At 69.6% G+C, this 22,750-nt stretch carries 20 protein-coding genes; 10 read left to right on the forward strand and 10 right to left on the reverse strand.

Going from position 1 to position 22,750, the window contains the following annotated elements; genetic code table 11:
- Positions 1 to 16: 16 nt before the first annotated feature.
- Genes AB0B61_RS14790 through AB0B61_RS14810 form a run of 5 tightly spaced genes read right to left on the reverse strand, consistent with a single transcriptional unit; the run spans position 17 to position 5,387 of the window.
- Positions 17 to 1,390, reverse strand: a complete 1,374-nt coding sequence (locus tag AB0B61_RS14790) for a DUF58 domain-containing protein (protein ID WP_358431876.1) — start codon at positions 1,388 to 1,390, stop codon at positions 17 to 19.
- Positions 1,390 to 2,367 (reverse strand): MoxR family ATPase, encoded by a 978-nt coding sequence (locus AB0B61_RS14795; protein ID WP_358431877.1) that lies wholly within the window; start codon positions 2,365 to 2,367, stop codon positions 1,390 to 1,392. Before AB0B61_RS14795 ends, AB0B61_RS14790 begins: the two co-directional genes overlap by 1 nt.
- Entirely contained in the window at positions 2,357 to 3,544 is a 1,188-nt protein-coding gene (locus AB0B61_RS14800; protein ID WP_358431878.1) for a DUF4350 domain-containing protein, read from the reverse strand. Before AB0B61_RS14800 ends, AB0B61_RS14795 begins: the two co-directional genes overlap by 11 nt.
- Positions 3,541 to 4,161, reverse strand: a complete 621-nt coding sequence (locus AB0B61_RS14805) for a DUF4129 domain-containing protein (RefSeq protein WP_358431879.1) — start codon at positions 4,159 to 4,161, stop codon at positions 3,541 to 3,543. Before AB0B61_RS14805 ends, AB0B61_RS14800 begins: the two co-directional genes overlap by 4 nt.
- Complete coding sequence (locus AB0B61_RS14810; RefSeq protein WP_358431880.1) at positions 4,158 to 5,387, reverse strand: glycerophosphoryl diester phosphodiesterase membrane domain-containing protein; 1,230 nt, start codon at positions 5,385 to 5,387, stop codon at positions 4,158 to 4,160. Before AB0B61_RS14810 ends, AB0B61_RS14805 begins: the two co-directional genes overlap by 4 nt.
- Before the next feature lie 269 nt (positions 5,388 to 5,656).
- On the opposite strand from AB0B61_RS14810, the gene mtrA reads away from it, so the two are divergent.
- The 6 genes from mtrA (at position 5,657) to AB0B61_RS14840 (ending at position 12,898) form a co-directional block, all read left to right on the forward strand.
- A complete protein-coding gene (mtrA, locus tag AB0B61_RS14815; RefSeq protein ID WP_043620615.1) occupies positions 5,657 to 6,334 on the forward strand; it encodes an MtrAB system response regulator MtrA in 678 nt (225 codons plus the stop codon).
- 18 nt (positions 6,335 to 6,352) lie between these two features.
- Positions 6,353 to 8,101, forward strand: a complete 1,749-nt coding sequence (gene mtrB, locus AB0B61_RS14820) for an MtrAB system histidine kinase MtrB (RefSeq protein ID WP_358431881.1) — start codon at positions 6,353 to 6,355, stop codon at positions 8,099 to 8,101.
- Positions 8,088 to 9,869, forward strand: a complete 1,782-nt coding sequence (locus AB0B61_RS14825) for an LpqB family beta-propeller domain-containing protein (RefSeq protein ID WP_358431883.1) — start codon at positions 8,088 to 8,090, stop codon at positions 9,867 to 9,869. Before mtrB ends, AB0B61_RS14825 begins: the two co-directional genes overlap by 14 nt.
- Before the next feature lie 112 nt (positions 9,870 to 9,981).
- A complete protein-coding gene (locus AB0B61_RS14830) occupies positions 9,982 to 10,761 on the forward strand; it encodes a ComF family protein (RefSeq protein WP_358431885.1) in 780 nt (259 codons plus the stop codon).
- Positions 10,762 to 11,369: 608 nt separating this feature from the next.
- On the forward strand, positions 11,370 to 12,029 hold the full coding sequence (gene raiA / locus AB0B61_RS14835) for a ribosome-associated translation inhibitor RaiA (RefSeq protein ID WP_357949102.1): 660 nt from the start codon (positions 11,370 to 11,372) through the stop codon (positions 12,027 to 12,029).
- 170 nt (positions 12,030 to 12,199) lie between these two features.
- A complete protein-coding gene (locus AB0B61_RS14840; RefSeq protein ID WP_357647853.1) occupies positions 12,200 to 12,898 on the forward strand; it encodes a response regulator transcription factor in 699 nt (232 codons plus the stop codon).
- A gap of 204 nt (positions 12,899 to 13,102) precedes the next feature.
- Here AB0B61_RS14840 and AB0B61_RS14845 read toward each other — a convergent pair whose 3' ends face one another.
- A complete protein-coding gene (locus tag AB0B61_RS14845) occupies positions 13,103 to 14,284 on the reverse strand; it encodes a crosslink repair DNA glycosylase YcaQ family protein (RefSeq protein ID WP_358431886.1) in 1,182 nt (393 codons plus the stop codon).
- A 411-nt stretch (positions 14,285 to 14,695) separates the two neighbouring features.
- Positions 14,696 to 14,956: an HGxxPAAW family protein gene (locus AB0B61_RS14850; protein WP_358431887.1), complete on the reverse strand. Its 261-nt coding sequence runs from the start codon at positions 14,954 to 14,956 to the stop codon at positions 14,696 to 14,698.
- Between the two features lie 223 nt (positions 14,957 to 15,179).
- On the opposite strand from AB0B61_RS14850, the gene secA reads away from it, so the two are divergent.
- A complete protein-coding gene (gene secA / locus AB0B61_RS14855) occupies positions 15,180 to 17,972 on the forward strand; it encodes a preprotein translocase subunit SecA (protein ID WP_358431888.1) in 2,793 nt (930 codons plus the stop codon).
- A 104-nt stretch (positions 17,973 to 18,076) separates the two neighbouring features.
- Here secA and AB0B61_RS14860 read toward each other — a convergent pair whose 3' ends face one another.
- The 3 genes from AB0B61_RS14860 to AB0B61_RS14870 form a co-directional block, all read right to left on the reverse strand.
- Positions 18,077 to 18,442 carry an Rv3235 family protein gene (locus AB0B61_RS14860; RefSeq protein WP_358431889.1) on the reverse strand — a complete coding sequence of 122 codons (366 nt, stop codon included), beginning with the start codon at positions 18,440 to 18,442 and terminating at the stop codon, positions 18,077 to 18,079.
- 289 nt (positions 18,443 to 18,731) lie between these two features.
- Positions 18,732 to 20,051 (reverse strand): PTS transporter subunit EIIC, encoded by a 1,320-nt coding sequence (locus AB0B61_RS14865; protein WP_358431890.1) that lies wholly within the window; start codon positions 20,049 to 20,051, stop codon positions 18,732 to 18,734.
- A 24-nt stretch (positions 20,052 to 20,075) separates the two neighbouring features.
- Entirely contained in the window at positions 20,076 to 20,816 is a 741-nt protein-coding gene (locus tag AB0B61_RS14870) for a GntR family transcriptional regulator (protein WP_225295901.1), read from the reverse strand.
- Positions 20,817 to 20,929: 113 nt separating this feature from the next.
- On the opposite strand from AB0B61_RS14870, the gene AB0B61_RS14875 reads away from it, so the two are divergent.
- The 3 genes from AB0B61_RS14875 to AB0B61_RS14885 are packed head-to-tail and all read left to right on the forward strand — an operon-like array spanning position 20,930 to position 22,697.
- Entirely contained in the window at positions 20,930 to 21,967 is a 1,038-nt protein-coding gene (locus AB0B61_RS14875) for an SIS domain-containing protein (protein ID WP_358431891.1), read from the forward strand.
- An 8-nt stretch (positions 21,968 to 21,975) separates the two neighbouring features.
- The gene (locus AB0B61_RS14880) at positions 21,976 to 22,239 is read left to right on the forward strand and encodes a PTS glucose/sucrose transporter subunit IIB (protein ID WP_263655705.1); all 264 of its coding nucleotides are present in this window, start codon (positions 21,976 to 21,978) and stop codon (positions 22,237 to 22,239) included.
- An 11-nt stretch (positions 22,240 to 22,250) separates the two neighbouring features.
- A complete protein-coding gene (locus tag AB0B61_RS14885) occupies positions 22,251 to 22,697 on the forward strand; it encodes a PTS glucose transporter subunit IIA (RefSeq protein WP_357647838.1) in 447 nt (148 codons plus the stop codon).
- Positions 22,698 to 22,750 lie beyond the last annotated feature (53 nt).

The raw sequence follows: 22,750 nt of genomic DNA on the forward strand, positions 1-22,750 counted from the left end.
CCGGCCCACAGGCTGTCTACAGGCGGCCGGCGGCCTTCAGCGCCAGGTACGCGTCCGCCAGGGCCGGGGCGATGTCCTCCGGGGGCGCGTCCACCACCTCGACGCCGTGGCGGCGCAGCCGGGCGGTGATGCGCCGCCGCCCCAGCTGCGTGTGCTCGGCCGCCGCCGCGTCGTACACCTGCTCGGCCGTGTCCTTCTGGGCCGCCATCGCCGCCACGCGCGGATCGGAGACGCCCGCGACCAGCACCAGGTGGCGCGCGGACAGCTGCGGCAGCACCGGCATCAGCCCTTCTTCGAGCGCGGCCGAGTTGAGGTCGGTGAGCAGCACGACCAGGCAGCGCCGCTTGGCCCGGGACAGGACCGCCGCGACCATGCCCTGCGAGTCGGCCTCGATCAGCTCCGCCTCGATCGGCGCCATCGCGTTGACCAGCGACGACAGCAGCTCGGTGCGCGAGGCCCCGGCCACCCAGGCGCGTACGGCCCGGTCGTAGGCGAGGAAGTCCACCTGGTCGCCCGCCTTGGCGGCGAGCGCGGCCAGCAGCAGGGCGGCGTCCATCGACCAGTCGAGCCGGGGCCAGCCCGGCACCGGCCGGGGATCCGGCTTGACCAGCAGCCCACCGGCGCCGGCTTGAGCCCCGGCCATCGGCGTCGGGGCGTCGCCCACCCGGCCGGCGGAGGTGCGGCCGGTGTCGAGCACGATCAGCACCCGCCGGTCGCGTTCCGGACGCCAGGTGCGGACGACCACGTCGTGGCGGCGCGCGGTGGCCCGCCAGTCGATCGAGCGCACGTCGTCGCCCACCACGTACTCGCGCAGCGAGTCGAACTCGGTGCCCTGCCCGCGCACCAGGGCCGGGTGCTGGCCGTCGAGCTCGCGGAGCCTGGCCAGCCGGGAGGGCAGGTGCTTGCGGGACAGGAACGGCGGCAGCACGCGTACCGACCACGGCGCCTGGTGGGTGCCCTGGCGGGCGGCCAAACCGAGCGGCCCGAGTGAGCGCACGGTGAGCGCCACGGACTCGCGGTCGCCGCGCCTGGTCGGGGTGAGCGTCACGACGAGCTTGCGGCGCTCTCCGGCGGGCACGTCGAGCCGCTGGGACCGTGGTGACGCGCCCGCGGAGGGCGGCCAGGCGTCCCGCAGCAGGCCGCGTACCCGCCTGCCGCCCGGGTTCTCCACCACCAGCTCGACCGTCGCCTGGCCGCCGAGCCGGACCAGCCGGTCGCCCGAGCGGTGGAAGCGGAGCGGGCGGACCGCGCCCGCGAACACCAGGTCCACGATGATCGCGGCGGCCAGCAGCAAGCAGACGCCCGCCACGGCGGGTCCCGGGTCGGGCGCCAGCAGCACGACCACGATGCCGATCGCCGCCACCAGCCCGGCGCGTCCCGTCAGAGCCATCAGCGCGGGACCGGGACCGAGGCCAGGATGCCGTCGAGCAGGCCGTCGGAGGTCGCGCCCTCCAGCTCGGCCTCGGGCCGAAGCTGGATCCGGTGCCGCAGCGCGGGCCTGGCCAGCGCCTTGACGTCGTCGGGCGTGACGTAGGCGCGGCCCGACAGCCACGCCCAGGCCCGCGAGGCGGCCAGGAGCGCGGTCGCGCCACGCGGCGAGACGCCGAGCTGGAGCGACGGGGAGTTCCTGGTGGCCCTGGCCACGTCCACGATGTAGCCGAGCACCTCGGGCGCCACGTGTACCTTCGAGACCGCCTCGCGGCCCGCTTCTAGGTCCTGGGCGGTGGCGACGGGCTTGATCTCGGACAGGTCGCGCGGGTCGAAGCCGCGCGCGTGCCGTTCGAGGACCATGATCTCCTGGTCGCGCGGCGGCAGCGGCACGGTCAGTTTGAGCTGGAACCGGTCGAGCTGCGCCTCCGGCAGCTGGTAGGTGCCCTCGTACTCGATCGGGTTCTGCGTCGCGCACACCACGAACGGGTCGGGCAGCTTGCGGGCGTCGCCCTCCACGCTGACCTGCCGCTCCTCCATCGCCTCCAGGAGCGCGGCCTGGGTCTTCGGCGGGGTGCGGTTGATCTCGTCGGCCAGCAGCAGGTTGGTGAACACCGGCCCCTCGCGGAACTCGAACCGCGCCGTCTTCGCGTCGTAGACCAGCGAGCCGGTCACGTCGCCCGGCATCAGGTCGGGCGTGAACTGCACCCGCTTGAAGTCCAGCGACAGCGCGGCGGACAGCGTACGGACCATGAGCGTCTTGGCCACACCCGGCACGCCTTCGAGCAGCACGTGCCCCCGGCACAGCAACGCGATGACCAGCCCGGTCACCACGGCGTCCTGGCCCACCACGGCCTTGGACACCTCGGCGCGCAGCGCGCTGAGCGCGTCCCTGGCCGCGTCACCGCTGGGCACGTGGGCGGTCTCCTCAATGTTCACTGACGGTCCTCTCGATGACGTCCAAGTAGCGTGCCAGGCCGACGAGCCCGGCGTCGTCGGCGGGGGGCGGCCCGTACAACGCGGCGCCGACCTCATGCGGGTCCTGGCCGGTCCGTACGGCGATGGCGGCCACCAGCTCGTGCCGCCCCGAGCCGGAGCCGAGGCCGAGGCGGGGCGTGAGCCGGTCGATCGTGCCGGCCCTGAGTGAGTCGGCCGCCCTGCCCCTGGCCCGCCTGGCCCGGTAGAGGCGCCCGCGCCCCTCGACCGTCTCCGCGGCCCGCACCACGACGGGCAGCCGCTCGGTCACGACCGGCCCCAGCCGCCGGCCCCGCCAAAACGCCACCAGCGCCACCGTGATGACCGACATCAGCACGGCCCAGGGGATGCCCGCGGGCATCAGGTCGTAGATCGACTGACCGTCCTCGCCCGGCAGCTCGCCCACCGGCGGCTTCTCCGGCGCCACCAGCCAGGTCACGGACTTGGCCGAGCCCAGCAGGTTGAGGGCGAGCGCGGCGTTGCCGTCCTCGGCCAGGCGCTGGTTGGTCATGAACTCGCCGCTGCCCAGGACCGTGGTGGTGCCGCCCGCGTTGGGGTAGCTGACCAGCGTCGATCCGTCGCCCGCCGGGTAGCAGCCGATGGCGCCCGACGGTCCGGTGAACGCGCTGCCGCCGATGAACGCGCTGCCAGCGGCCTTGGCGGCGGGCAGTGAGCACTCCGGTTCGCGGGAGCGCTCACGGGCGCCGCCCCGCTCCGGCCGTACGCCGGGGGCCAGCTCGTCGAGGTCGAAGTCGTTGCCGACGATCACCCGGTCGCCCTGGATCGCGGCCAGCTCGCGGGTGTTGGCGTAGGTCGTGTCGGTGATCAGCAGCAGCCGGTCGCCCGGCGCGGCGCCGTTCGCCTTCGCGGCGGCCGCCCCCGACGAGTCGACCCGGTCGACGGTGACACCGCGGTCGCGCAGCAGTTCGGCCAGCGCCATCGAGCCCGACAGCGAGGAGTCGGCGGGATCCAGATGGCGGGCCGGCCGGGAGTCCGGTTTGAGCAGCACGCTCAGGACCGCGGCGAGCACGATGAGCGCGCCGAGCAGGACGATCATCCGGCTCGCCCGCCAGGTCGAGCGGACGGTCGGAGCGGTGGAGTAGGACGCGCCGCTCTCCTGGGGGCGCATGTCGAGGCTCATGAGGTTCTCCCGGCCAGCGGGACCGGCCTGGCCTGGCGGAGCCGCTCGTCGAGCTCGCTCATGGCGGTGTACGCCTCCCGGGTGCCCGGCACGTCGCCGTAGGTCACGTCGTCGAACGAGCGGGCGGCGGTCGTCAGTTCCGCGGCGAAGGCGGGCAGCGCCCGGCCCGCCTCGGCGGCCAGTTCGTCGGCCGTGCGTCCGGGCAACCCGTCGACCAGGGCCCGCTCCTCCAGGTCGCGGGCGATGGCGCGCAGCCGCTCCTGGATCGCCTCGGTCCAGTCGCCCTGGGCGGCCAGCCGTTCGGCCGCCTGGCGGTGCTCGGCGGCGGTCATCCTCCGCTCGCCGAACAGGCCGTCCGCCGCCGTCGCGTTCGCGCGCGAGGTCTTGCGCAGCTGCCACACGACCAGCGCGACCACTCCGCCGATGATCAGGACGATCACGACGGCGGAGATGATGCCGCCGGTCGTGCCGCCGCCCGTGGCCGCGTCCATGAGATCGCCGACGAACTGCGTGAAGCGCCGGTACGCCTGGTCCAGCAGTGATTCCTTCTCGTATCCGGGCTTGAGGAGCTCATCCGCGGCCCTGCGCGCGGCCTCCCCCCTGTCGATCGGCGTCACGGCCTGGCGGAGTTGGACGGGTGCCAGAGCTCGTCGGCCGAGGCGTGCACCCAGCCCTGGCGCTGCTGCTCGATCGCCGCCGTCTGCAGCACCAGGTCGAACGCCTCGCTGCGCATCCGCCGGTCGGCGTAGAGGAGACCCGAGACGCCCGCTTCGAAGGGATAGGTGATCATCGCGCCGAGCGTGCCGCCGATGGTGATCAGCACCGTGGACAGTACGGTGGCGCCCGCCGAGCTGCCGAGCAGGCCGAAGAGCGTCCCGGCGATGGTGAAGGGCACCTCCAGGATGCCCGCGACGAGCCCGACCAGCAGCGAGGTGAGCAGCAGGATGCCGAGCACCCGCCAGAAGTCGCCGGTCACGAGGTTCCAGGAACGCCGCAGGGCGTCGACGGGACCTCTTCCCTCCAGCACCACGGCCGGGGCCGCGAGCGCGAAGCGGGTCCGGAAGTACAGCACGTAGGCGATGTACAGGATGAGCAGCAGCCCGGTGATCACGAGCACGCCGCCGGCCGTGGCGGGCGAGTCGTCGCCCGCGCCGGTCGCGATGACCGCGACGATGATCAGCGCGATGACGACCAGCGGGACCAGCATGATGACGGCCATCAGCCCCACCACGCCGAACAGCGCCGGGACGCGGCCCTTGGTCAGCTGCCACGCCTCGCCGGCGGTGATCTTGCCGCCGAACACGGCGCGGCCGAGTATCCGCATCAATACGCCGGTCAGCAGCGTCACCACGACGAAGCTGACGGCGTAGGAGACGATCGCGCCGCCGTACTGGGCGATGAATCCGCCGTACAGGCCGGTCACGTCCGCCTGCTCCGCCGCGGACGGATCGTTCAGCACCCCGCGCATGGTGTCGAAGGCGAACACCTGCCCGATCGCGATCGGGACGGCCCCGAGCAGGGCGGCGACCGCCGAGAGGCCCAGCACGGCCTTGGGGTTCGACCGGATCAGTTTGATCGTTCCGTCGAGGATGTCGCCCAGCCCCAGCGGCCGTAGCGGTATGATCCCCGGGCGCAGTGCGGGCGGGTGCGGCATGTAGCCGTAGCCGGGCGGCGGCTGCTGATAGGGCGGTTGCGGACCGTAGCCGGGTGGCGGCTGTTGCGGCTGTTGCTGCTCGAAGCCGGGGGCGGTCCACGGCGAGGTCTGCGGGGCGCCGTAGGGAGGGGGCTGTTCTGGAGCCCAGCCTGGTGGCGTCTCGGGCGAGGGACCGTGACCGTCTGACATATCCCAATCCTGGCATGGTGGGCGGGGCATTGGTGTCGTGCGTACGATTCGCCGGCTCAACTTGCCCGCATTCCAGGGCGTTCCGGCTCAAGGATCTCATCGAAGGATGGCCGAAAGTCGGTCCGTTACCGCAGACTGAGATTGCGGTCGCGGATGCAAGTCTAAAACTCGTCTTTTGCGGGTCTCATGTCCCATGCATGGGCCAACTAAGGGTAACCTTCAGCGATCGTGCGGGTATGTCCCAGAATGCGTAGAACGAATGAGGGGCCATGAAAGGTCGCGTGCTGGTCGTCGATGACGACGCCGCTCTCGCCGAGATGCTGGGCATCGTGTTGCGCGGCGAAGGCTTCGAGCCATCCTTTGTCTCAGACGGGGACAAAGCCCTCGACGCTTTCCGGGACACGCGCCCGGACCTGGTGTTGCTCGACCTGATGCTGCCGGGGGCCGACGGCATCGACGTGGCGCGCAGGATCAGGGCGGAGTCGGGGGTGCCCATCGTCATGCTCACCGCCAAGAGCGACACGATCGACGTCGTGCTCGGTCTGGAGTCGGGGGCCGACGACTACATCGTCAAGCCGTTCAAGCCGAAGGAGCTCGTGGCCAGGGTGCGGGCGCGGCTGCGCCGTACCGATGAGCCCACTCCCGAGATCCTGCAGATCGGCGACATCACCATCGACGTGGCCGGCCACTCGGTCAAGCGCGGCGAGGAGACCATCAACCTGACGCCGCTGGAGTTCGACCTGCTCGTCGCGCTGGCCCGCAAGCCGCGCCAGGTCTTCACCCGCGAGGTCCTGCTGGAGCAGGTCTGGGGCTACCGGCACGCGGCCGACACGCGCCTGGTCAACGTGCACGTTCAGCGGCTCCGGGCGAAGATCGAGAAGGACCCCGAGCACCCCGAGATCGTGGTCACGGTCCGCGGCGTGGGCTACAAAGCCGGGCCGGCCTGACCGGCGCCCAATCCTGCCATGCCCCCGACTAGCCAGAAACGACTCCGTCGCCGTACTCTCCGCCAGATTCTCGGCGGGGTCCGGCGGCGGACGCGGCGTGCGGCGGGCAGGGCACGGAGCGTATGGAGGCGCTCGCTCCAGCTCCAGGTGGTCACCAGCACCCTGGTGATCTCCGTGACCGTGGTGGTCGTGCTCGGCGTCTTCCTGTCCGACCAGATCAACCGGTCGGTCATCGAGAGCCGCCAGCAGTCCTCGGCCACCGAGGCGCTCGCCGACCGCGTGCAGATCGCCGACGCGCTGACCCAGAAGCCCGATGACCAGGCCAAGTCGACCTCCGACGCGAGCGGCAACGCGCCCGCCGACCCGCTCGACGACGTGATGGACACGATCACCGGCTCCGGCGAGAACGGCTCCAAGAAGCGCTACGAGGTGCTGGTCCTCAACACCTCCAACCCCGGCAGGTCGCGCGCCTCGGGCAAGGTCGCGCCAGAGGACGTGCCGCAGGCACTGCAGCAGGTCCTGCGGCGTGACGAGCGCAAGTACGAATTCGACAAGCCGCAGCGCTTCACCGGGCCCATCATGTTCACCGGTGAGAGCCAGCCCACGCCCACGCTGGTCATCGGCGGCGTGGTCAACCTCCTCGACGGCGAGAACTACGAGGTCTACCACTTCTTCCCGATCAACGAGGAAGAGCGGATGCTGTCCAACGTCCGGCTCGCCATCGCCGTGGTGGGCCTGGGGCTCGTGGTGCTGCTGGCCGCCATCGCCTACCTGGTCGCCCGGCAGGTGGTCAGCCCGGTCCGGCTGGCCCGCGAGGCGGCCGAGCGCCTGGCGGCGGGCAAGCTCGACGAGCGGCTCAAGGTACGCGGTGAGGACGACCTGGCCCGCCTGGCCACCTCGTTCAACGAGATGGCCGTCAACCTGGCGCTGAAGATCCACCAGCTGGAGGAGCTGTCCCAGGTCCAGCGGCAGTTCGTGTCCGACGTCTCCCACGAGCTGCGTACCCCGCTGACCACCGTGCGGATGGCCGCCGACCTGCTCTACGACGCCCGCGAGGACTTCGACCCGATGGCCGCCCGCTCGGCCGAGCTCATGCAGGCCCAGCTGGAGCGGTTCGAGTCGATGCTGGCCGACCTGCTGGAGATCAGCCGCTACGACGCCGGCGCCGCCACGCTCGACCTCGACCCGGTCGACGTGCGCGACGTGGTGCTGCGCGCGATCGGCGACTCCGAGGCGCTGGCCGAGCGCCACTCCACCCGCTTCGAGCTGCGGCTGCCCAACGAGCCGTGCATGGCGGAGATCGACAACCGGCGGGTCGAGCGCATCCTGCGCAACCTGCTGTTCAACGCCATCGAGCACGGCGAGGGCAGGGACGTCGTGGTGACGGTGGGGGCCGACAGGGACGCGGTGGCGGTCGCCGTACGAGATCACGGAATCGGCCTGAAGTCGGGCGAGGACACCATGGTGTTCGACCGGTTCTGGCGCGCCGACCCGTCACGGGCGCGCACCATCGGGGGCACCGGGCTCGGCCTGGCCATCTCGCGTGAGGACGCCTCCCTGCACGGCGGGTGGCTGCAGGCGTGGGGGCAGCAGGGGGAGGGCTCGCAGTTCCGGCTGACGCTGCCCCGGGCCGCCGGGACCGACCTGAAGGGGTCGCCGCTGTCGCTGGTGCCTCCGGAGATCGAGATGCGGCGTACGTGGCGCGGGCAGATGACGCCGGTGCTGCTGCCGGCGTCGGCGGACGGGGCTGGTTATGACGAGGACTAGTGCTCCGATCCGTCGGCTCGGCGTTGTTGTCGCCGTCGTCGCGGCTCTCCTCTGGAGCTCGGCCTGCGCGGTGATCCCCGTGGGCGGCCCGTTCCCGGTCGGCGAGGCCGGCGACGGCGACCCGATGAGCAAGCCGTTCCAGCGTATGGTCGCCATCCCCCCGCAGGTCGGCTGGTCGCCGGTGCAGGTGGTGACGGGCCTTCAGGCCGCCATGGCCGCCTACGCCGACGATCCGGACATCCTGGCGAAGTACCTGACGCCCGAGGCGCGGCAGGCGTGGAAGCCCGGCGGTCCGGTGACGGTGCTCGACAACCTGGTGAAATACGACGTGGAGGGGAAGATCGGCGACAAGGAGATCACCGTCGCCCTCTCCGGCACCCAGGTCGCCCGCATCGAGAACGACGACACCTACGTGCCCACCTCCGTGGGGGTCGACAGGAAGTTCACGCTGGTCAAGGACCAGCAGGGCGACTATCGGGTCAAGTCGCTGGTCAGCGGCCTCCTGCTCACCGAGGCGGACGTCACCCGCGCGTACCGGCCGACGAACCTCTACTACCTGAACGGCACGCCCGGCAGCGGCGGCGCCAACTCGGACATGCTCGTCGTCGACCGGGTCCGGCTGCGGCTCAAGCCCACCGAGAGCTTCGCCAAGACGATCATCGAACGCCTGCTCAAGGGGCCGAGCAAAGCGCTGCAGGGCGCCGTGGAGAACGTCTTCCCGCACGGCACGCGGGTCGAGTCCGTACGCGCCGGCGACGACGGCGTGGTGATCAACCTCAGCGGTCCCATCGACTCGGGCGACATCTTCACCAGGGGACTCCAGGCCCAGCTCAGATGGAGCCTGACCAGCAACAACGTGGCCAACGGCCGCTACATCGAGGTGCAACTGGACGGCGAGCCGTTCTACTCCTCGGAGCCGCTGACCATCCCGCCCAACATCAGCGACCCCTGGCTGGGCGCCTCCTCGAACGCCGCCTACTACACCAGCAAGGGCGCCGTCTACGCGATGGCCACCGAGGGGCCCGGCCGGCCCGTGGCCGGACCCGCCGGGCAGGCGAACACCCTGTACTCCGGCTTCGCCGTGGCCGTCGGCGGCTTCTCCGTCGGCCAGGGCGCCGACCTCATCGCCGCCAAGTCGAGCGCGGGCGGCATCTGGGTGACCACAGCCGCGGCGGACGGCCGCTGGCAGCAGTGGATCCAGGGGGCGAGCGCCGATCTCACGCCGCCTTCCTGGCATCGGGATGGCACCCTATGGACGTACGACCGCCGGAACGGCGCTGTGCTGCGGTGCAATCCGGGCGCTGGGCGCGGGCCTGAACGGGTCGCCGCACCGAGCCTCGACGGGTTCGACGTCACGCGGTTGCGGATCGCCAGGGACGGGGTGCGGGTGGCGGTCACGGTCGGCAAGCACGAGATCCGCGTTGGCGCCATCACGGGAAGCGGCGCCGCCGTCATGCTCGGAAATTTCCAGACATTGAGCACGGTCGACAACGAGGAGATCCGGGACCTGGCCTGGCGTGACGGTGAGCACCTGGTGGTGCTGTCGCAGAGCGAGGCCGGGGCAGTGGTCAAGGAGATCAACGTGGGCGACGGCACGGTCACCAAGCTGCCGTCGGACACGCGACTGCGGACGCTGGCCGCGCAGGGGGAGCGGATCCTGGCGGGGACCAAGCAGAAGAACGAGATCCTGGAGTCCAACCTGGACAAGCAGAACTGGACCTCCAAGATGGCCACCAACGCCGACACCCCGCTCTTCCCCCTGGGCTGACCGGACGGCGACCCGCCTGCAGCCGGGGGTCGTTCTTGGGCTGATGGGGCGGCGACCCGCTCGCGCCCGTGCGGGGGTCGTTCGTGGGCCGAAACTGTCGGGGTCGGCGGGCATGCTGATCCCCGTGTTCGCCGCTCTCGCCGACCTCGCTGACCTGGCGCTTCCGCAGCGCTGCCTGGGGTGCGCCACCAGGGGCCCGCGCCTGTGCGAGGCCTGTCTGACTCCCGTCCCGGCTCGCCGCATGCCGAGACCCGCCCCCGACGGCCTCCCCGAGTGCTGGTCGGCCGCCGACTACACGGGGGCCGTGCGGGAGGCGATCGTCGCCTACAAGGAGCGCGGCCAGACCACGTTGGCCCGTCCCCTGGCGACGGCCCTGGCCTTCACCGCCTGCCACGCCCTGGCATACAGCACCGGCCACGCCCTCGCATTCACCGCCGACCATGCTTTGGTCTACCGGCCCGCCACATCCACGGCCGCCACGCTCACACCCATGGCCGTGGCCGTCGTCCCTGTGCCCAGCGCCTCCCGAGCTCTCCGGTCGAGGGGTCACGATCCGGTCGGCAGGCTGGCCGCGCTGGCCGTACGGCAGCTGGCGGCGTTGGGTCACCGGGCGGTGCTGTGGCCCGCGCTCGGACATGCGCGCCAGGTTGGCGACCAGGCGGGGCTGAGCGCCACGCAGCGGGCCGCCAACCTCGCCGCCTCACTTCGGGTCACTCCCGCCGCGAAGGCCCGCCCAGCGGCCTCTGTGCTGCTCGTGGACGACATCGTGACCACGGGCTCCACACTGGCCGAAGCCACCAGGACACTCCGGGTGCAGGGCATAGACGTCCTGCTGGCCGTGACCGTCGCCGCGACACGCCGAAGATCTTGCAATCCATTACGGTCACACTGAGTAAAGAGAGATCATTCTTCCGCTCCCACCTGGGCGCCACAAGTCACTACCCGCTGGGCAGCGGTGGGGCAGCTCAGCCCTCCGCAAGGGAAGGGGATATGTGGCCGGGCGTATGCAAAAAGGGGCATCCGTCACGTGAGTCACATCGGAGGAAAATCACAGAAAGTGATCGTTTGACCGATCCCTAGGCTGACATTCGTCTCCGATGCGGATAGCGTTCTGACATGGCACCCGTTCGGGTCCGTGGTTGCGCAGAGCCGGGAGTCCCGGCTCTGCTAGCCGATGCCAGCCGCAGGCAAAACGGTCCACGTAAGGCGACTCTTTGTCGACCGATCACGGTGCGGCTTAGGGGTAAGTCCTGCCTTCCCGGGGGTCCAGATGTCCCCCGTCAGGAGAGAAGGGCAGTAGTGGCATCAGAGCCGCGAAATCCTCAGCAGGCGGATGTGGGGTCGAAGACCAGGTCGGCCGGACGGGTGCCACCCGAGATCCCGGTGACGGAACGTCGGAAGAGGGTAACGGTGACAGCAGAGAGGCAGACGGAAGACCCCGCCCGGCAAGCACGTCGTCGGGCGCTCTTTCTCAGTCGTTAGACGAAGGGGGGCTGTTGCATGGACATCATCGTCAAGGGCCGGCACACAGGAGTGAGTGATCGGTTCCGAGACCAGGTGGAGACCAAGCTGGCCAGGATCGAGCGTCTGGACAACAAGCTCATTCGAGTTGATGTGGAGGTGTCGAAGGAGCGCAATCCGCGCATCGCCAGCCAGCGAGAGCGCGTCGAGCTGACCATTCACTCTCGAGGACCCGCCATTCGTGCGGAGGCTTCCGCCGACGATCGATTCGCCGCCCTGGACATGGCGCTGGACAAACTGGAGGGTCGCCTCAGGCGGCTGTCCGACCGGCGCAAGGTGCACCACGGCAACCACGCCCCGCCCTCCGTCGCGGAGATCACCGCGACGCTTCCCGAAGCCGCCGACCTGGCGCCACCGCGCAAGGCCGAGGTCGTACCGGAGTTCGACGAAGAAGAAGAGCTCCCCGACGACAAGCAGTATGACGACATCGTCCCCATCGAGATGGACGGTGACGGGCCGCTCATCGTACGAGAGAAGCACCACAAAGCGGAACCCATGACCATCGACCAGGCTCTCCTCGAGATGGAGCTGGTCGGCCACGACTTCTATCTGTTCCGTGACAAGGAGAGTGGCCAGCCGTGTGTCGTTTATAACCGGCGCGGCTACAACTATGGCGTACTTCGGCTCGTAGAGCCGTGACGCAGCGCTAAAAGATCTTCTCGACCACCCTAGGACCGCGTGAGACATGCCATCATTGGCGGTCCAACGGCTCTGGCCCCCCGACGAGGAGGAGACGTGAGCGAGCTCAGTCAGGTCATGAGCGAGCGAAGCGCGGAGATGGCGGTCTCCAGGCTGATCGAGGAGGCCTGGTGACGGAGTCCGGCGAGGCGCGCCCGTCAGGAGGCGAGCCGATCCGCGTCCTGATCGTGGACGATCACGAGCTGATCAGGCGGAGCCTGGCTCTGGCGCTGGCCGCCGAGCCAGACATCGAGGTGGTCGGTGAGGCGAGCGACGGACATGAGGCGGTCGAACTGGCCGACCGCCTCATGCCCGACGTGGTGCTCATGGACGTACGCATGCCGCGGCGCGACGGCATCGAGGCGGCGAAGGGCATCAAAGCCTCGGTGCCGAGCACCCGCATCATCATGCTGACGGTCAGCGACGAGGAAGAAGACCTCTTCGAGGCCATCAAGGCGGGCGCGACCGGCTATCTGCTCAAGGACGTGCAGATCAACGACGTCCCCGCCGCCGTGCGCGGAGTTCACGAAGGCCAGTCGCTCATCAATCCGGCCATGGCCGCCAAACTCATCAACGAGTTCGCGAACATGAGCAAGAAGGAGAGCGAACGCCCGCCCCAACTCCCCGTGCCGCGGCTGACCGAGCGGGAGATGGAGGTGCTGCGCCTGGTGGCCAAGGGGATGAACAACCGCGAGATCGCCAAGCAGCTCTTCATCTCTGAGAACACGGTCAAGAACCACGTCCGCAACATCCTCGACAAGCTGCAGCTCCACTCGCGCATGGAGGCTGTGGTCTACGCGGTACGCGAGCGCATGCTGGAGATCACCTGACATCGCCCTCGGGCGGGCGCGGCGGCCACGGCTCGCCCGCCCCTTCGGCGGGCGTGCCGAGTGCCGACCGTCAGCGCCTGCAGTGAGCGTGGCGTCGCTGACCGTCTGTTCCCTGCGGTGGGCACTGAGGCTCGACCTGGTGTCCGGTCCGGGGTCCTATCTGGGGTCTGGCCTGAGGCTCGACCTGGTGTCGGGCCCGGGGTCCTATCTGGGGTCCGCCTCCAGGTGGGCGATGAGGGCGGGGTCGGCGCGTTCGACTCGTACGGCGTCGCAGCCCACCCACTCGGCGGCCGACCACAGCGCGTCGCTCAGGGCGTCGGCCCACTTGGCGCCGGTGAGGCCAGGCTCCAGGCTGAGCTGCCTGGCCACCAGCGTGGTGCCGTCGCGGGCCGGGTCCACTCGGCCGATCAGCCGGCCACCGGCCAGCACCGGCATCGTGAAGTAGCCGTGCACCCGCTTGTGCTTGGGCACATAGAGCTCGAGCTGGTAGTTGAAGCCGAAGATCCGCTCGGTCCGGCCGCGATGCCAGATGAGCGAGTCGAACGGCGACACCAGCGTCGTGCGGTGCCGCCCGCGCGGCGCCGACTCCAGGGCCGCCGGATCGGCCCACGCGTTGGTCTGTCCCCTGGCCGAGGGCCAGCCCGTCACGCGTACGGGCACCAGCCCGGTGGCCCCGCTGAGCAGCACCTCGTCGAGTATCGCGGCGAACCTCCCCTTGAGCCGCAGGAAGTCGATCAGGTCGCCCCGGGTCGCCACACCCAGCGAGGCACCGGCGATGGCCGCCAGCCGTACGATGCACTCCTCGTCGGAGAGGTCCTCGGCCAGGAGGTCGGCGGGGACCACTCGCTCGGACAGGTCATAGACCCGGCGCCAGCCGACGCGGCGGCTGCAGACGACCTCGCCGATGTCCAGCAGCCATTCCAGGCCGATCTTCGAGTCGGACCAGTCCCACCAGGGGCCGCCGTTCTTGGCGCCGCCGACGTCGGAGGTGGTGAGCGGGCCCGAGGTGCGTACCTGCTCCAGCAGCTTGTCTACGTGGTCGGGCACCTCGTGCCAGCGGTAGCGACGATTGCGGTAGGCGCGCCGCCTGAAGGAGTAGAGGGGCCAGTGCTCGATCGGCAGGATGCAGGCGGCGTGGCACCAGTATTCGAAGCTCTGGGCGGGATTGTGCCAGTAGGCCCGTTCGACCTTGGGCCTGCCGACCGCGCCCAGGCGCGCGTAGGCGACGAGCTCGTGGGAGCGGGCCAGGACCGAGATCGTGTCGAGCTGGATCGCGCCGAGCCTGCGGAGCATGCCGTGCACGCCACCCCGCCGGGCGTCCGCGCCGAGCAGTCCCTGGGCGCGCAGGATCAGCCGCCGCGCCTCGTCGGCCGTCAGATCCGTCATATCAGCACATTGGTACGGCGATGCATGCCGCGATGCTAGCGGCGGGCACCGACAGAAAGGCCACGAGGCGCATACAGGAGTAGTGGTCCGCCTTAGGGCGTGTGCATGAGTGCTGGCCCACCACGAGGCGCGCACGGAGCCCAGGGTCTGCCGCAGGACGCGCGCATGAGCGGGGACCGACGCGGGACCAGCGCATAAGTGGGGGTCCCATGGCGTGGCGCACGTAGACGGCGGTCCTGCGGCGGGACGCGTACGTGAGCGAGGTCCCGCGACCGCGTGGTGCACGGAAGCGGGGGTCCGCCGCGTGGCGTGTGCGCGTGCGGCGGCCTTCCGCGTCTGCGTCGGAGGCTCAGGCGGCCTGGAGGGGCGGGGATGCCGGAGGTTCGGGCGGCCCCGAGGTTCGCCGGAGGGTCAGCGGTGGTCTTCCGCGTGCAGTCCCGCCCTGGGCGCGTCGATCACGACGTCGGTGAAGATGTCGAAGACGAGGGCGAGGATTCCGCCCACGACGAACACCCCGCCGCCGATCCAGATGAGCGTCCAGTTGGCGGCGGTCATCCCGTAGCCGGCGACGACGGTGCCGAGCAGCATCACGGTCACCGCTAGCCATGAGGACGCGCGGCCGCCATGGTTACCGAGATTCTCCGTGTGCTCTGACTTGCGCCCCTCAACCATCACAAATCCTTCCCTTTGCCGGATATACCGCTAACGGTGCGAACCAACGGCTTACCGGCATACGCTCTGCCTAGCCCCATTCTCCCAGACATGCCCGACGCTCTCGTCGTCGCGGTGGCTGTGTCTGGTTGCTGAACCGCCTACGATGGCAACGGGGAAGTTTGTCTCAGCCTCTCCTCCTGGCGGCGCCGCCGGGGTAGACCTGCGAGGAGCTTTACATAAAGTGGCAGCCATTCTCGACAAGATCCTACGTGCCGGCGAAGGCAAGACCCTGCGCAAGCTCAAGCGGATCGCCGATCAGGTCAACTCCATCGAGGACGACTTCACGAGCCTGTCCGACGCGGAGTTGCGCGCGCTGACGGACGAATTCAAGCAGCGGCTCGCGGACGGCGAAACCCTCGACGATCTGCTTCCCGAAGCGTTCGCGACCGTGCGCGAGGCGGCCCGCCGCGTGCTCGGTCAGCGTCACTTCGACGTGCAGATCATGGGCGGCGCGAGCCTTCACATGGGCAACATCTCGGAGATGAAGACCGGCGAGGGCAAGACCCTCACCTGTACTCTCCCCGCCTACCTCAACGCGCTCGCCGGCAACGGCGTCCATGTCATCACGGTCAACGACTACCTGGTCAAGGTCGGCGCCGAGAACATGGGCCGTGTCTACCGCTTCCTCGGTCTCGAGGTCGGCATGATCCTGGCCGGGCAGGTCCCGGAAGAGCGGCGCAAGCAGTACGACGCGGACATCACCTACGGCACCAACAACGAGTTCGGCTTCGACTACCTGCGCGACAACATGGCGTGGTCGCTGGACGAGTGCGTGCAGCGCGGCCACCACTTCGCGATCGTCGACGAGGTCGACTCCATCCTCATCGACGAGGCGCGGACCCCGCTGATCATCTCCGGTCCGGGAGAGCAGTCGGGTAAGTGGTACACCGAGTTCGCCAAGATCGTGCCGCGGCTGCGCAAGGGCGTCGAGGCCAAGTCGCCCGACGAGGAGAGCACCGGCGACTACATCGTCGACGAGAAGAAGCGCACGGTCGGCGTTCTGGAGTCCGGTGTCGCCAAGGTCGAGGACTGGCTGGGCATCGACAACCTCTACAAGGCCGAGCACACCCACCTGGTCGGCTTCCTGAACAACGCTCTGAAGGCCAAGGAGCTGTTCAAGAAGGACAAGGACTACATCGTCGCCGAGGGTGAGGTGCTCATCGTCGACGAGTTCACCGGCCGCATCCTGCACGGCCGCCGCTACAACGAGGGCATGCACCAGGCCATCGAGGCCAAAGAGGGCGTGAAGATCAAGGACGAGAACCAGACTCTCGCCACGGTCACCCTGCAGAACTACTTCCGCCTCTACAAGAAGCTGTCCGGCATGACCGGCACCGCCGTCACCGAGGCGAACGAGTTCCACCAGACGTACAAGCTCGGCGTGGTCCCGATCCCGACGAACCGTCCGATGATCCGCAAGGACCAGGCCGACGTCGTCTACAAGACCGAGGACGCCAAGTTCGCCGCGGTCGTCGAGGACATCAAGGAGCGCTACGACGTCGGCCAGCCGGTGCTGGTCGGCACCACCTCGGTCGAGAAGTCCGAGCGGCTGTCCAAGGCGCTCAAGCGCCGCGGCGTGCAGCACGAGGTGCTCAACGCGAAGAACCACGCGCGTGAGGCCGCGATCGTCGCCGAGGCGGGCCGCAAGGGCGCCGTCACCGTCGCCACCAACATGGCCGGTCGAGGCACCGACATCATGCTCGGCGGCAACTCCGAGTTCCGGGCCGACCTTGAGCTGCGCCAGCGCGGCCTCGACCCGCTCGAAACGCCCGAAGAGTACGAGAAGGCGTGGCCCGAGGCGCTCGAGAAGGCCAAGGCGGCCGTCAAGGCCGAGCACGACGAGGTCACCGTGCTCGGCGGCCTCTACGTTCTCGGCACCGAGCGGCACGAGTCGCGCCGCATCGACAACCAGCTCCGTGGCCGCTCCGGCCGCCAGGGCGACCCCGGCGAGTCGCGCTTCTACCTCTCGCTCGGTGACGACCTGATGCGTCTGTTCAACTCGGCAAGGGTCGAGATGATCATGACCAGGCTCAACATCCCGGACGAGCAGCCGATCGAGTCCGGCATCGTCTCCAAGGCCATCGCCTCCGCCCAGCACCAGGTCGAGCAGCAGAACTTCGAGATCCGCAAGGAAGTTCTCAAGTACGACGAGGTCATGAACCGGCAGCGCAAGGTGATCTACGCCGAGCGCCACCGCGTGCTGGAGGGCGCCGACCTGCACGAGCAGGTGCAGGGCTTCATCGGCGAGGTGATCGAGGGCTACGTCGCGGGCGCCACGGCCGAGGGCTTCGCCGAGGAGTGGGACCTCGACAAGCTGTGGAAGGCGTTCGGCGAGCTCTACCCCGTCACGGTCACCATCGACAACGTGGTCGAGGAGGCAGGCAGCCGGGAGGAGCTCAGCGCCGAGCTCATCAGCGCGAAGGTGAAGAAGGACGCGCTGGAGGCCTACGCCAGGCGTGAGGAGGAGCTCGGCGCCGAGGCCACCCGCGAGTTCGAGCGCCGCGTCATCCTGTCGGTCCTCGACCGCAAGTGGCGCGAGCACCTCTACGAGATGGACTACCTGCGCGAGGGCATCGGCATGCGGGCCTACGCGCAGAAGGACCCGCAGATCGAATACCAGCGCGAGGGCTTCGAGATGTTCGCCGCGATGCTCGAGGGCATCAAGGAGGACTCGGTCGGCTTCCTGTTCAACATCGAGGTCGAGGTTCAGGAGAACCCGATCGTCGAGGAAGAGGACGCGATGATGGCGGAGACCCGCTCGATCATCGCGCGCGGCCTGCGCGGGCCCGAGCGGCCCGCCGAGCTCGAATACTCCGCGCCGGGTGAGGCGGGCGAGGTCGAGCACACCCGGGTCCGCAGCACCTCGGCCGAGCGCGCCGCCTACGGCAACGTCGAGCGCAACGCGCCCTGCCCGTGTGGCTCGGGCAAGAAGTACAAGCGCTGCCACGGCGACCCCAAGAACGCCCAGGCATAACGCACCGGTCCGGTTCTGGAAGGCGGCCCTCGCCTGTCGGCGGGGGCCGCCTTCCTGCTTCCTGATGGACGGCTTGCCTCTGGCGGGCGTTCGGCGTGTGGGCGTCAGGCGGTTTCGAAGTCCGTGCACAGCCATTGCACGCCGCGCCTCTCAAGCCGGACGGCGAGTACGTGGCTGCGTTCGCCGCAGTGGACGAGGAGGCACATCTCGACCGCCCCGTCCTTGGGCTCCTTCACGTGCGGGCTCCCCACGAACGGCGGTCGTCTCGTCTCGATCATCCGCCCCGCCTTGACGAGCTCGCGGTAGGCCCGGTCGGTGAGCCGGTCGGCGACGCTCTCGGGCGGCCGCCGCCCCGAGAGCACCTCGGCCAATGCCTGCCCGAGCAGCCGCAGCTTGCGCTCGTCAGGACCGACTCCTGGGGGTCCCCACACGAGCGGGTCGGAAACGGCGGCGTGCGGAAGGGATGACATGGGGCCTCCGATGTCATAGGGGGAGAGGGACAGTACAAGGAGTTTCCGGCCCGGTCCCCGAATACATCGCCCGCCAACTTTCCCGCTCCGCCCACCGATTCGAGGTGATTAGCGAGGAAGATCACCGGAAGTTGGAGTGGTGCTGAACGGGGCGGTTCGGATTTCGGTCCCATGCCAGCTACCAATGGGCCGTCCCCAACGAATTCGGCCAGCCTCCATGGGTGAAGTGGCTGATGTCGATTCGGGTGTCGCGGTCCGTAACCCTCTGCGGCCATGGCCAAGAGGGCGGTTATGACGGCGGCTCGCCGGAATCCACGTCGGGCTCAGGCTCTCGGCCGGGGGTCATGATGTTCAGTTTGCGGATGAGGAAGCTGAACACCACGTAATAGACCACCCCATAGATCACCCCGAGCAAAAGGATGCCCGGCAGGTTGTGGGTGTTCGACTTGCTGGCGTTGAGCAGCATGTCCAGCAGCCCCGCCGAGAAGCCGAAGCCGAGCTGCCCGCCGATGAGTGTGGTGAGCGCCATCGCCAGCCCGGTCAGCACAGCGTGTACGGCCAGCAGCACCGGCGCCACGAAGATGAACGCGAACTCGATCGGCTCGGTGATCCCGGTGACGAACGAGGCCAGCCCGGCCGACAGCATGATGCCGCCCACCGCCGCCCGCCGGTGCGGGGGCGCGGCCCGCCACATGGCCAGCGCGGCGGCCGGCAGCGCGAACATCATGATCGGGAAGAACCCGGCCATGAACTGGCCGGAGTGCGGGGCACCGCCGAAGTAGCAGTTCCAGTCACCGCCGAGGACCTGGCCGCCGACCTCGCACTGCGGCACCACGTACCAGACGATCGAGTTGACGAAGTGGTGCAGGCCCAGCGGGATCAGCAGCCGGTTGATCAGGCCGTAGATGCCGGTGCCCAGCGGCCCGAGCGTGGTCAGGGCCTCGCCCGCGTGGCCGATCCACTCGCCGAGTATCGGCCACACCCAGCCGATGAGCACGCCGAGGAGCAGCGCCACGATCGAGGTGATGATCGGTACGAACCGGCGCCCGCCGAAGAAGGCCAGCCAGGACGGCAGCTTGATCCGGTGGAAGCGCTGCCACAGCATGGCGGTGACCAGCCCGATCATGATGCCGCCGAGCACCTGGGTGGGGTTCTGCATGCCGTAGTTGATGATCTCCTTGATGCCCTGGGGCTGGACCGCCCTGATCAGGACGGTGTCCCGGATCGCCGAGCCGAAGAACATCACCTTGGTCACGCGGTCGAACACCAGGTAGCCGACCACCGCGGCGAGCGCGGTCGAGCCGTCGGACTTGCGGGCGAACCCGATCGCCACCCCCACCGCGAACAGCAGCGGCAGGTTCTCGAACAGCGCCGCACCGGCGGCGGCCAGCACCTCGGCGACCTGGTTCATCCAGCCGAAGCCGGCCACGTCGGCCAGGCCGCCCGGCTCGGCGCCGTTGGAGCCGAGCATGTCGGGCTGGCCGAAGCGGAGCAGCAGCGCGGCCGCGGGCAGGGCGGCGATGGGCAGCATGAGCGAGCGGCCCAGGCGCTGGAGCACGTTCATCACGCGTGAGAACGGCGAAGGCCTGGCGGCGGTGGTCTCGTTCACCGGGCGTTCCTCCGGGTCGGGCCCTCAGCCCCGTCTGGTGGGCATTTCCAGAATGGTGCGCAGCTGGTAGCGGTCCGCGCGATAGGTGGACACGCCCAGCTCCGCGCAGATGCCGCCGGAGAAGGATCTGCGCTGCAACAGTAGTACGGCCCCGCCCCGGGGGAGCTTGAGCAGGTCGGCGTCGCTCGGATCGGCGATGCCCCCGTCGATGGTCAGCTCGCCGGCGTCCATGACCAGCCCGTAGCGGCTCTCCAGCAGCTCGTAGAGGGACCTGCCCGACAGGTCGTGCTCGGCCAGGTCGGGCGCGAGCTTGACCGGGATGTGCGCGCGCTCGATGGACAGCGGTTCGCCGTCGGCGGTGCGCAGCCGCTCGATGAAGTGCACTTCCTCGCCCGGCTGGATGCCCAGCTCCTTGGCCAGGTGGGCGCTGGCGCGCACGACCCGCCGGTCGAGGTCGCGCGAGCCCGGCTCCATGCCGCGCGCCCGCATGTCGTCGCTGAACGACGTGAGCTGCAGCGCCAGCTCGATCTTGGGTCTGGCCACGAACGTGCCCTTGCCCGGCACCCGGTGCAGGCGGCCCTCGGACACCAGGTGGTCGACCGCCTGCCGGACTGTCATCCTGGAAAGGCCGAAGCGCTGGCACAGCTCGCGCTCCGACGGGATGGCGGCGCCGATGCTCAGCTCGTCGCTGTCGATCAGGTCCAGCAGGATCTCGCGCAGCTGGAAGTACTTGGGCACCGGGCTGTCCGGATCGATGTGCGCCACGGATCCTCCCCTCGATCTGACCTGGGCGATGGGCTATGGTTCGTACTGGTCTAGTCCGGACTAGACCACATGTCGCAAAACAGGGTCAAGTCTGCCCGGTAACGATTTGAGGGATGATGACCACCAAGATGCGCAGCGAGATCGCCGAGCAGCCTGAGGCGCTGCGGGCCACGCTCGACTCCCTGCTTCCCAGGGTCGACGAGGTGAGAGCACTGGGCGAGCGAACCCGACAGCTCCTGTTCATCGCGCGTGGCACCTCCGACAATGCCGCAGTCTACGGCCGCTATCTGGTCGAAGCCCACGCTGGGCGGCTGGCCGCGCTCGCCGCCCCGTCCGTCGCGACGACGTACAAGCGCAAGCTGGACCTCGACGGCGTGCTGGCCGTCGCCATCTCGCAGTCGGGCCGGACCGAGGAGATCGTCGAGACGCTGACCTGGGCCAAGGACTGTGGCGCCAGCACGGTCGGAGTGACCAACGGCGGCCCGGACAGCCCGCTCGCCCAGGCCGCCGACCTGGCGCTGTGCACGCTGGCGGGCGAGGAGAAGGCGGTCCCCGCCACGAAGACCTACACCACCCAGCTCGCCGCGCTGGCCGTGCTCGCGCTCGGCCTCGGCGCCGACGTGGACGCGGCCGACCTGCAGCGGGTCCCGGACGCGGTCGAGAAGCTGATCGCCGAGCCGGGCGACCTCGACGCGGTCGTCGAGGGCCTGGCCGACAAGCAGGGCGCCGTGGTCTCCGCGCGCGGGCTGGCCTTCTCCACCGCGCTGGAGACCGCGCTCAAGCTCAAGGAGGCGTGCTACCTGCACGCCATGGGCCTGTCGTACGCCGACCTGCTGCACGGGCCGATCGCCGTGGTCGACGCCGACACCCCCGCCCTGCTGGTCGCCGCCGAGAACAGCCCGACGCTGTCCGGTACGGTCGCGCTCGCCGAGCGGGTCGTCGCCGCGGGCGCCGCGGCCTTCACCATCGGCGGCGGCCCGGCTCTGGCCCACGCGGGTACGGCGGCGCTCAACGGCCCCGACCTGCCCGAGTGGGTCGCGCCCATGGGCCTCATCGTGCCGGGGCAGTTGCTCACCGAGGCGCTGGCCCGGAGGCTGGGCATCGACCCCGACGCGCCGCGCGGGCTCAACAAGGTGACCCAGACCGACTGACGTTTAGCCTGGTCGTAACGTTACGAGGAGGACGGATGGCGGCTGATGCCAGCGCGATCATCGCGGGGCTCGGCGGTGCGGGCAACATCATCGACATAGAACCGTGCATCACCCGGTTGCGTACGGAGGTGCGTGACGTCTCCAAAGTCGACCAGGCCGCGCTCAAGGCGGCGGGCGCGCACGGCGTCATGGCCGCGGGCAACGTGGTGCAGGTCGTCGTCGGGCCCGAGGCTGACACGATCGCCAGCGACATCGAGGACATCATCGGCTAGAGGGCGAGACCATGACGACTGTTCTCGCCCCGGTCGAGGGGGTGGCCGTGGGGTTGTCGGCGGTGCCCGACCCGGTGTTCTCCGCGGGCATGGTGGGGCCGGGAACGGCGATCGATCCGGCGCGGGAACCCGGCAAGGCCGTAGCCCCAATAACTGGAAAAATCATGAAATTGCATCCGCATGCCTATGTCATCGTCGGGGATGACGGCAAAGGCGTGCTGGTGCACCTGGGCATCGACACGGTCCAGCTGAAGGGGAAGGGCTTCGAGTTGCTCGCGGCCGAGGGCGACAGAGTCCGTGCGGGCCAGCCCGTGGTGGCCTGGGACCCGGCCGCGATCGAGGCCGGTGGCCGCTCGCCGGTCTGCCCGGTGGTCGCGCTCGACGCGCCCGCCGGTTCGGTGACGGCCATGACCGGCGGGCCCGTACACGCCGGCGACGAGCTCTTCCTGTGGGACTGAAAGAGCAATGGGGCAAGTGCCGGGGCCGGATGGTCCGGACCGGTTGGACAAGG

The sequence above is a fragment of the Nonomuraea sp. NPDC049158 genome (assembly GCF_040648335.1).
GTDB lineage: Bacteria > Actinomycetota > Actinomycetes > Streptosporangiales > Streptosporangiaceae > Nonomuraea.

Coding starts and splice junctions, on each gene's coding strand:
- mtrA (WP_043620615.1), top strand. CDS start 5,657: ATGAAAGGTCGCGTGCTGGTCGTCGATGACGACGCCGCTCTCGCCGAG.
- AB0B61_RS14845 (WP_358431886.1), bottom strand. CDS start 14,284: ATGACGGATCTGACGGCCGACGAGGCGCGGCGGCTGATCCTGCGCGCC.
- raiA (WP_357949102.1), top strand. CDS start 11,370: ATGGACATCATCGTCAAGGGCCGGCACACAGGAGTGAGTGATCGGTTC.
- AB0B61_RS14875 (WP_358431891.1), top strand. CDS start 20,930: ATGATGACCACCAAGATGCGCAGCGAGATCGCCGAGCAGCCTGAGGCG.
- mtrB (WP_358431881.1), top strand. CDS start 6,353: ATGCCCCCGACTAGCCAGAAACGACTCCGTCGCCGTACTCTCCGCCAG.
- AB0B61_RS14830 (WP_358431885.1), top strand. CDS start 9,982: ATGCTGATCCCCGTGTTCGCCGCTCTCGCCGACCTCGCTGACCTGGCG.
- AB0B61_RS14810 (WP_358431880.1), bottom strand. CDS start 5,387: ATGTCAGACGGTCACGGTCCCTCGCCCGAGACGCCACCAGGCTGGGCT.
- AB0B61_RS14825 (WP_358431883.1), top strand. CDS start 8,088: ATGACGAGGACTAGTGCTCCGATCCGTCGGCTCGGCGTTGTTGTCGCC.
- AB0B61_RS14800 (WP_358431878.1), bottom strand. CDS start 3,544: ATGAGCCTCGACATGCGCCCCCAGGAGAGCGGCGCGTCCTACTCCACC.
- AB0B61_RS14885 (WP_357647838.1), top strand. CDS start 22,251: ATGACGACTGTTCTCGCCCCGGTCGAGGGGGTGGCCGTGGGGTTGTCG.
- AB0B61_RS14860 (WP_358431889.1), bottom strand. CDS start 18,442: ATGTCATCCCTTCCGCACGCCGCCGTTTCCGACCCGCTCGTGTGGGGA.
- AB0B61_RS14850 (WP_358431887.1), bottom strand. CDS start 14,956: ATGGTTGAGGGGCGCAAGTCAGAGCACACGGAGAATCTCGGTAACCAT.
- AB0B61_RS14790 (WP_358431876.1), bottom strand. CDS start 1,390: ATGGCTCTGACGGGACGCGCCGGGCTGGTGGCGGCGATCGGCATCGTG.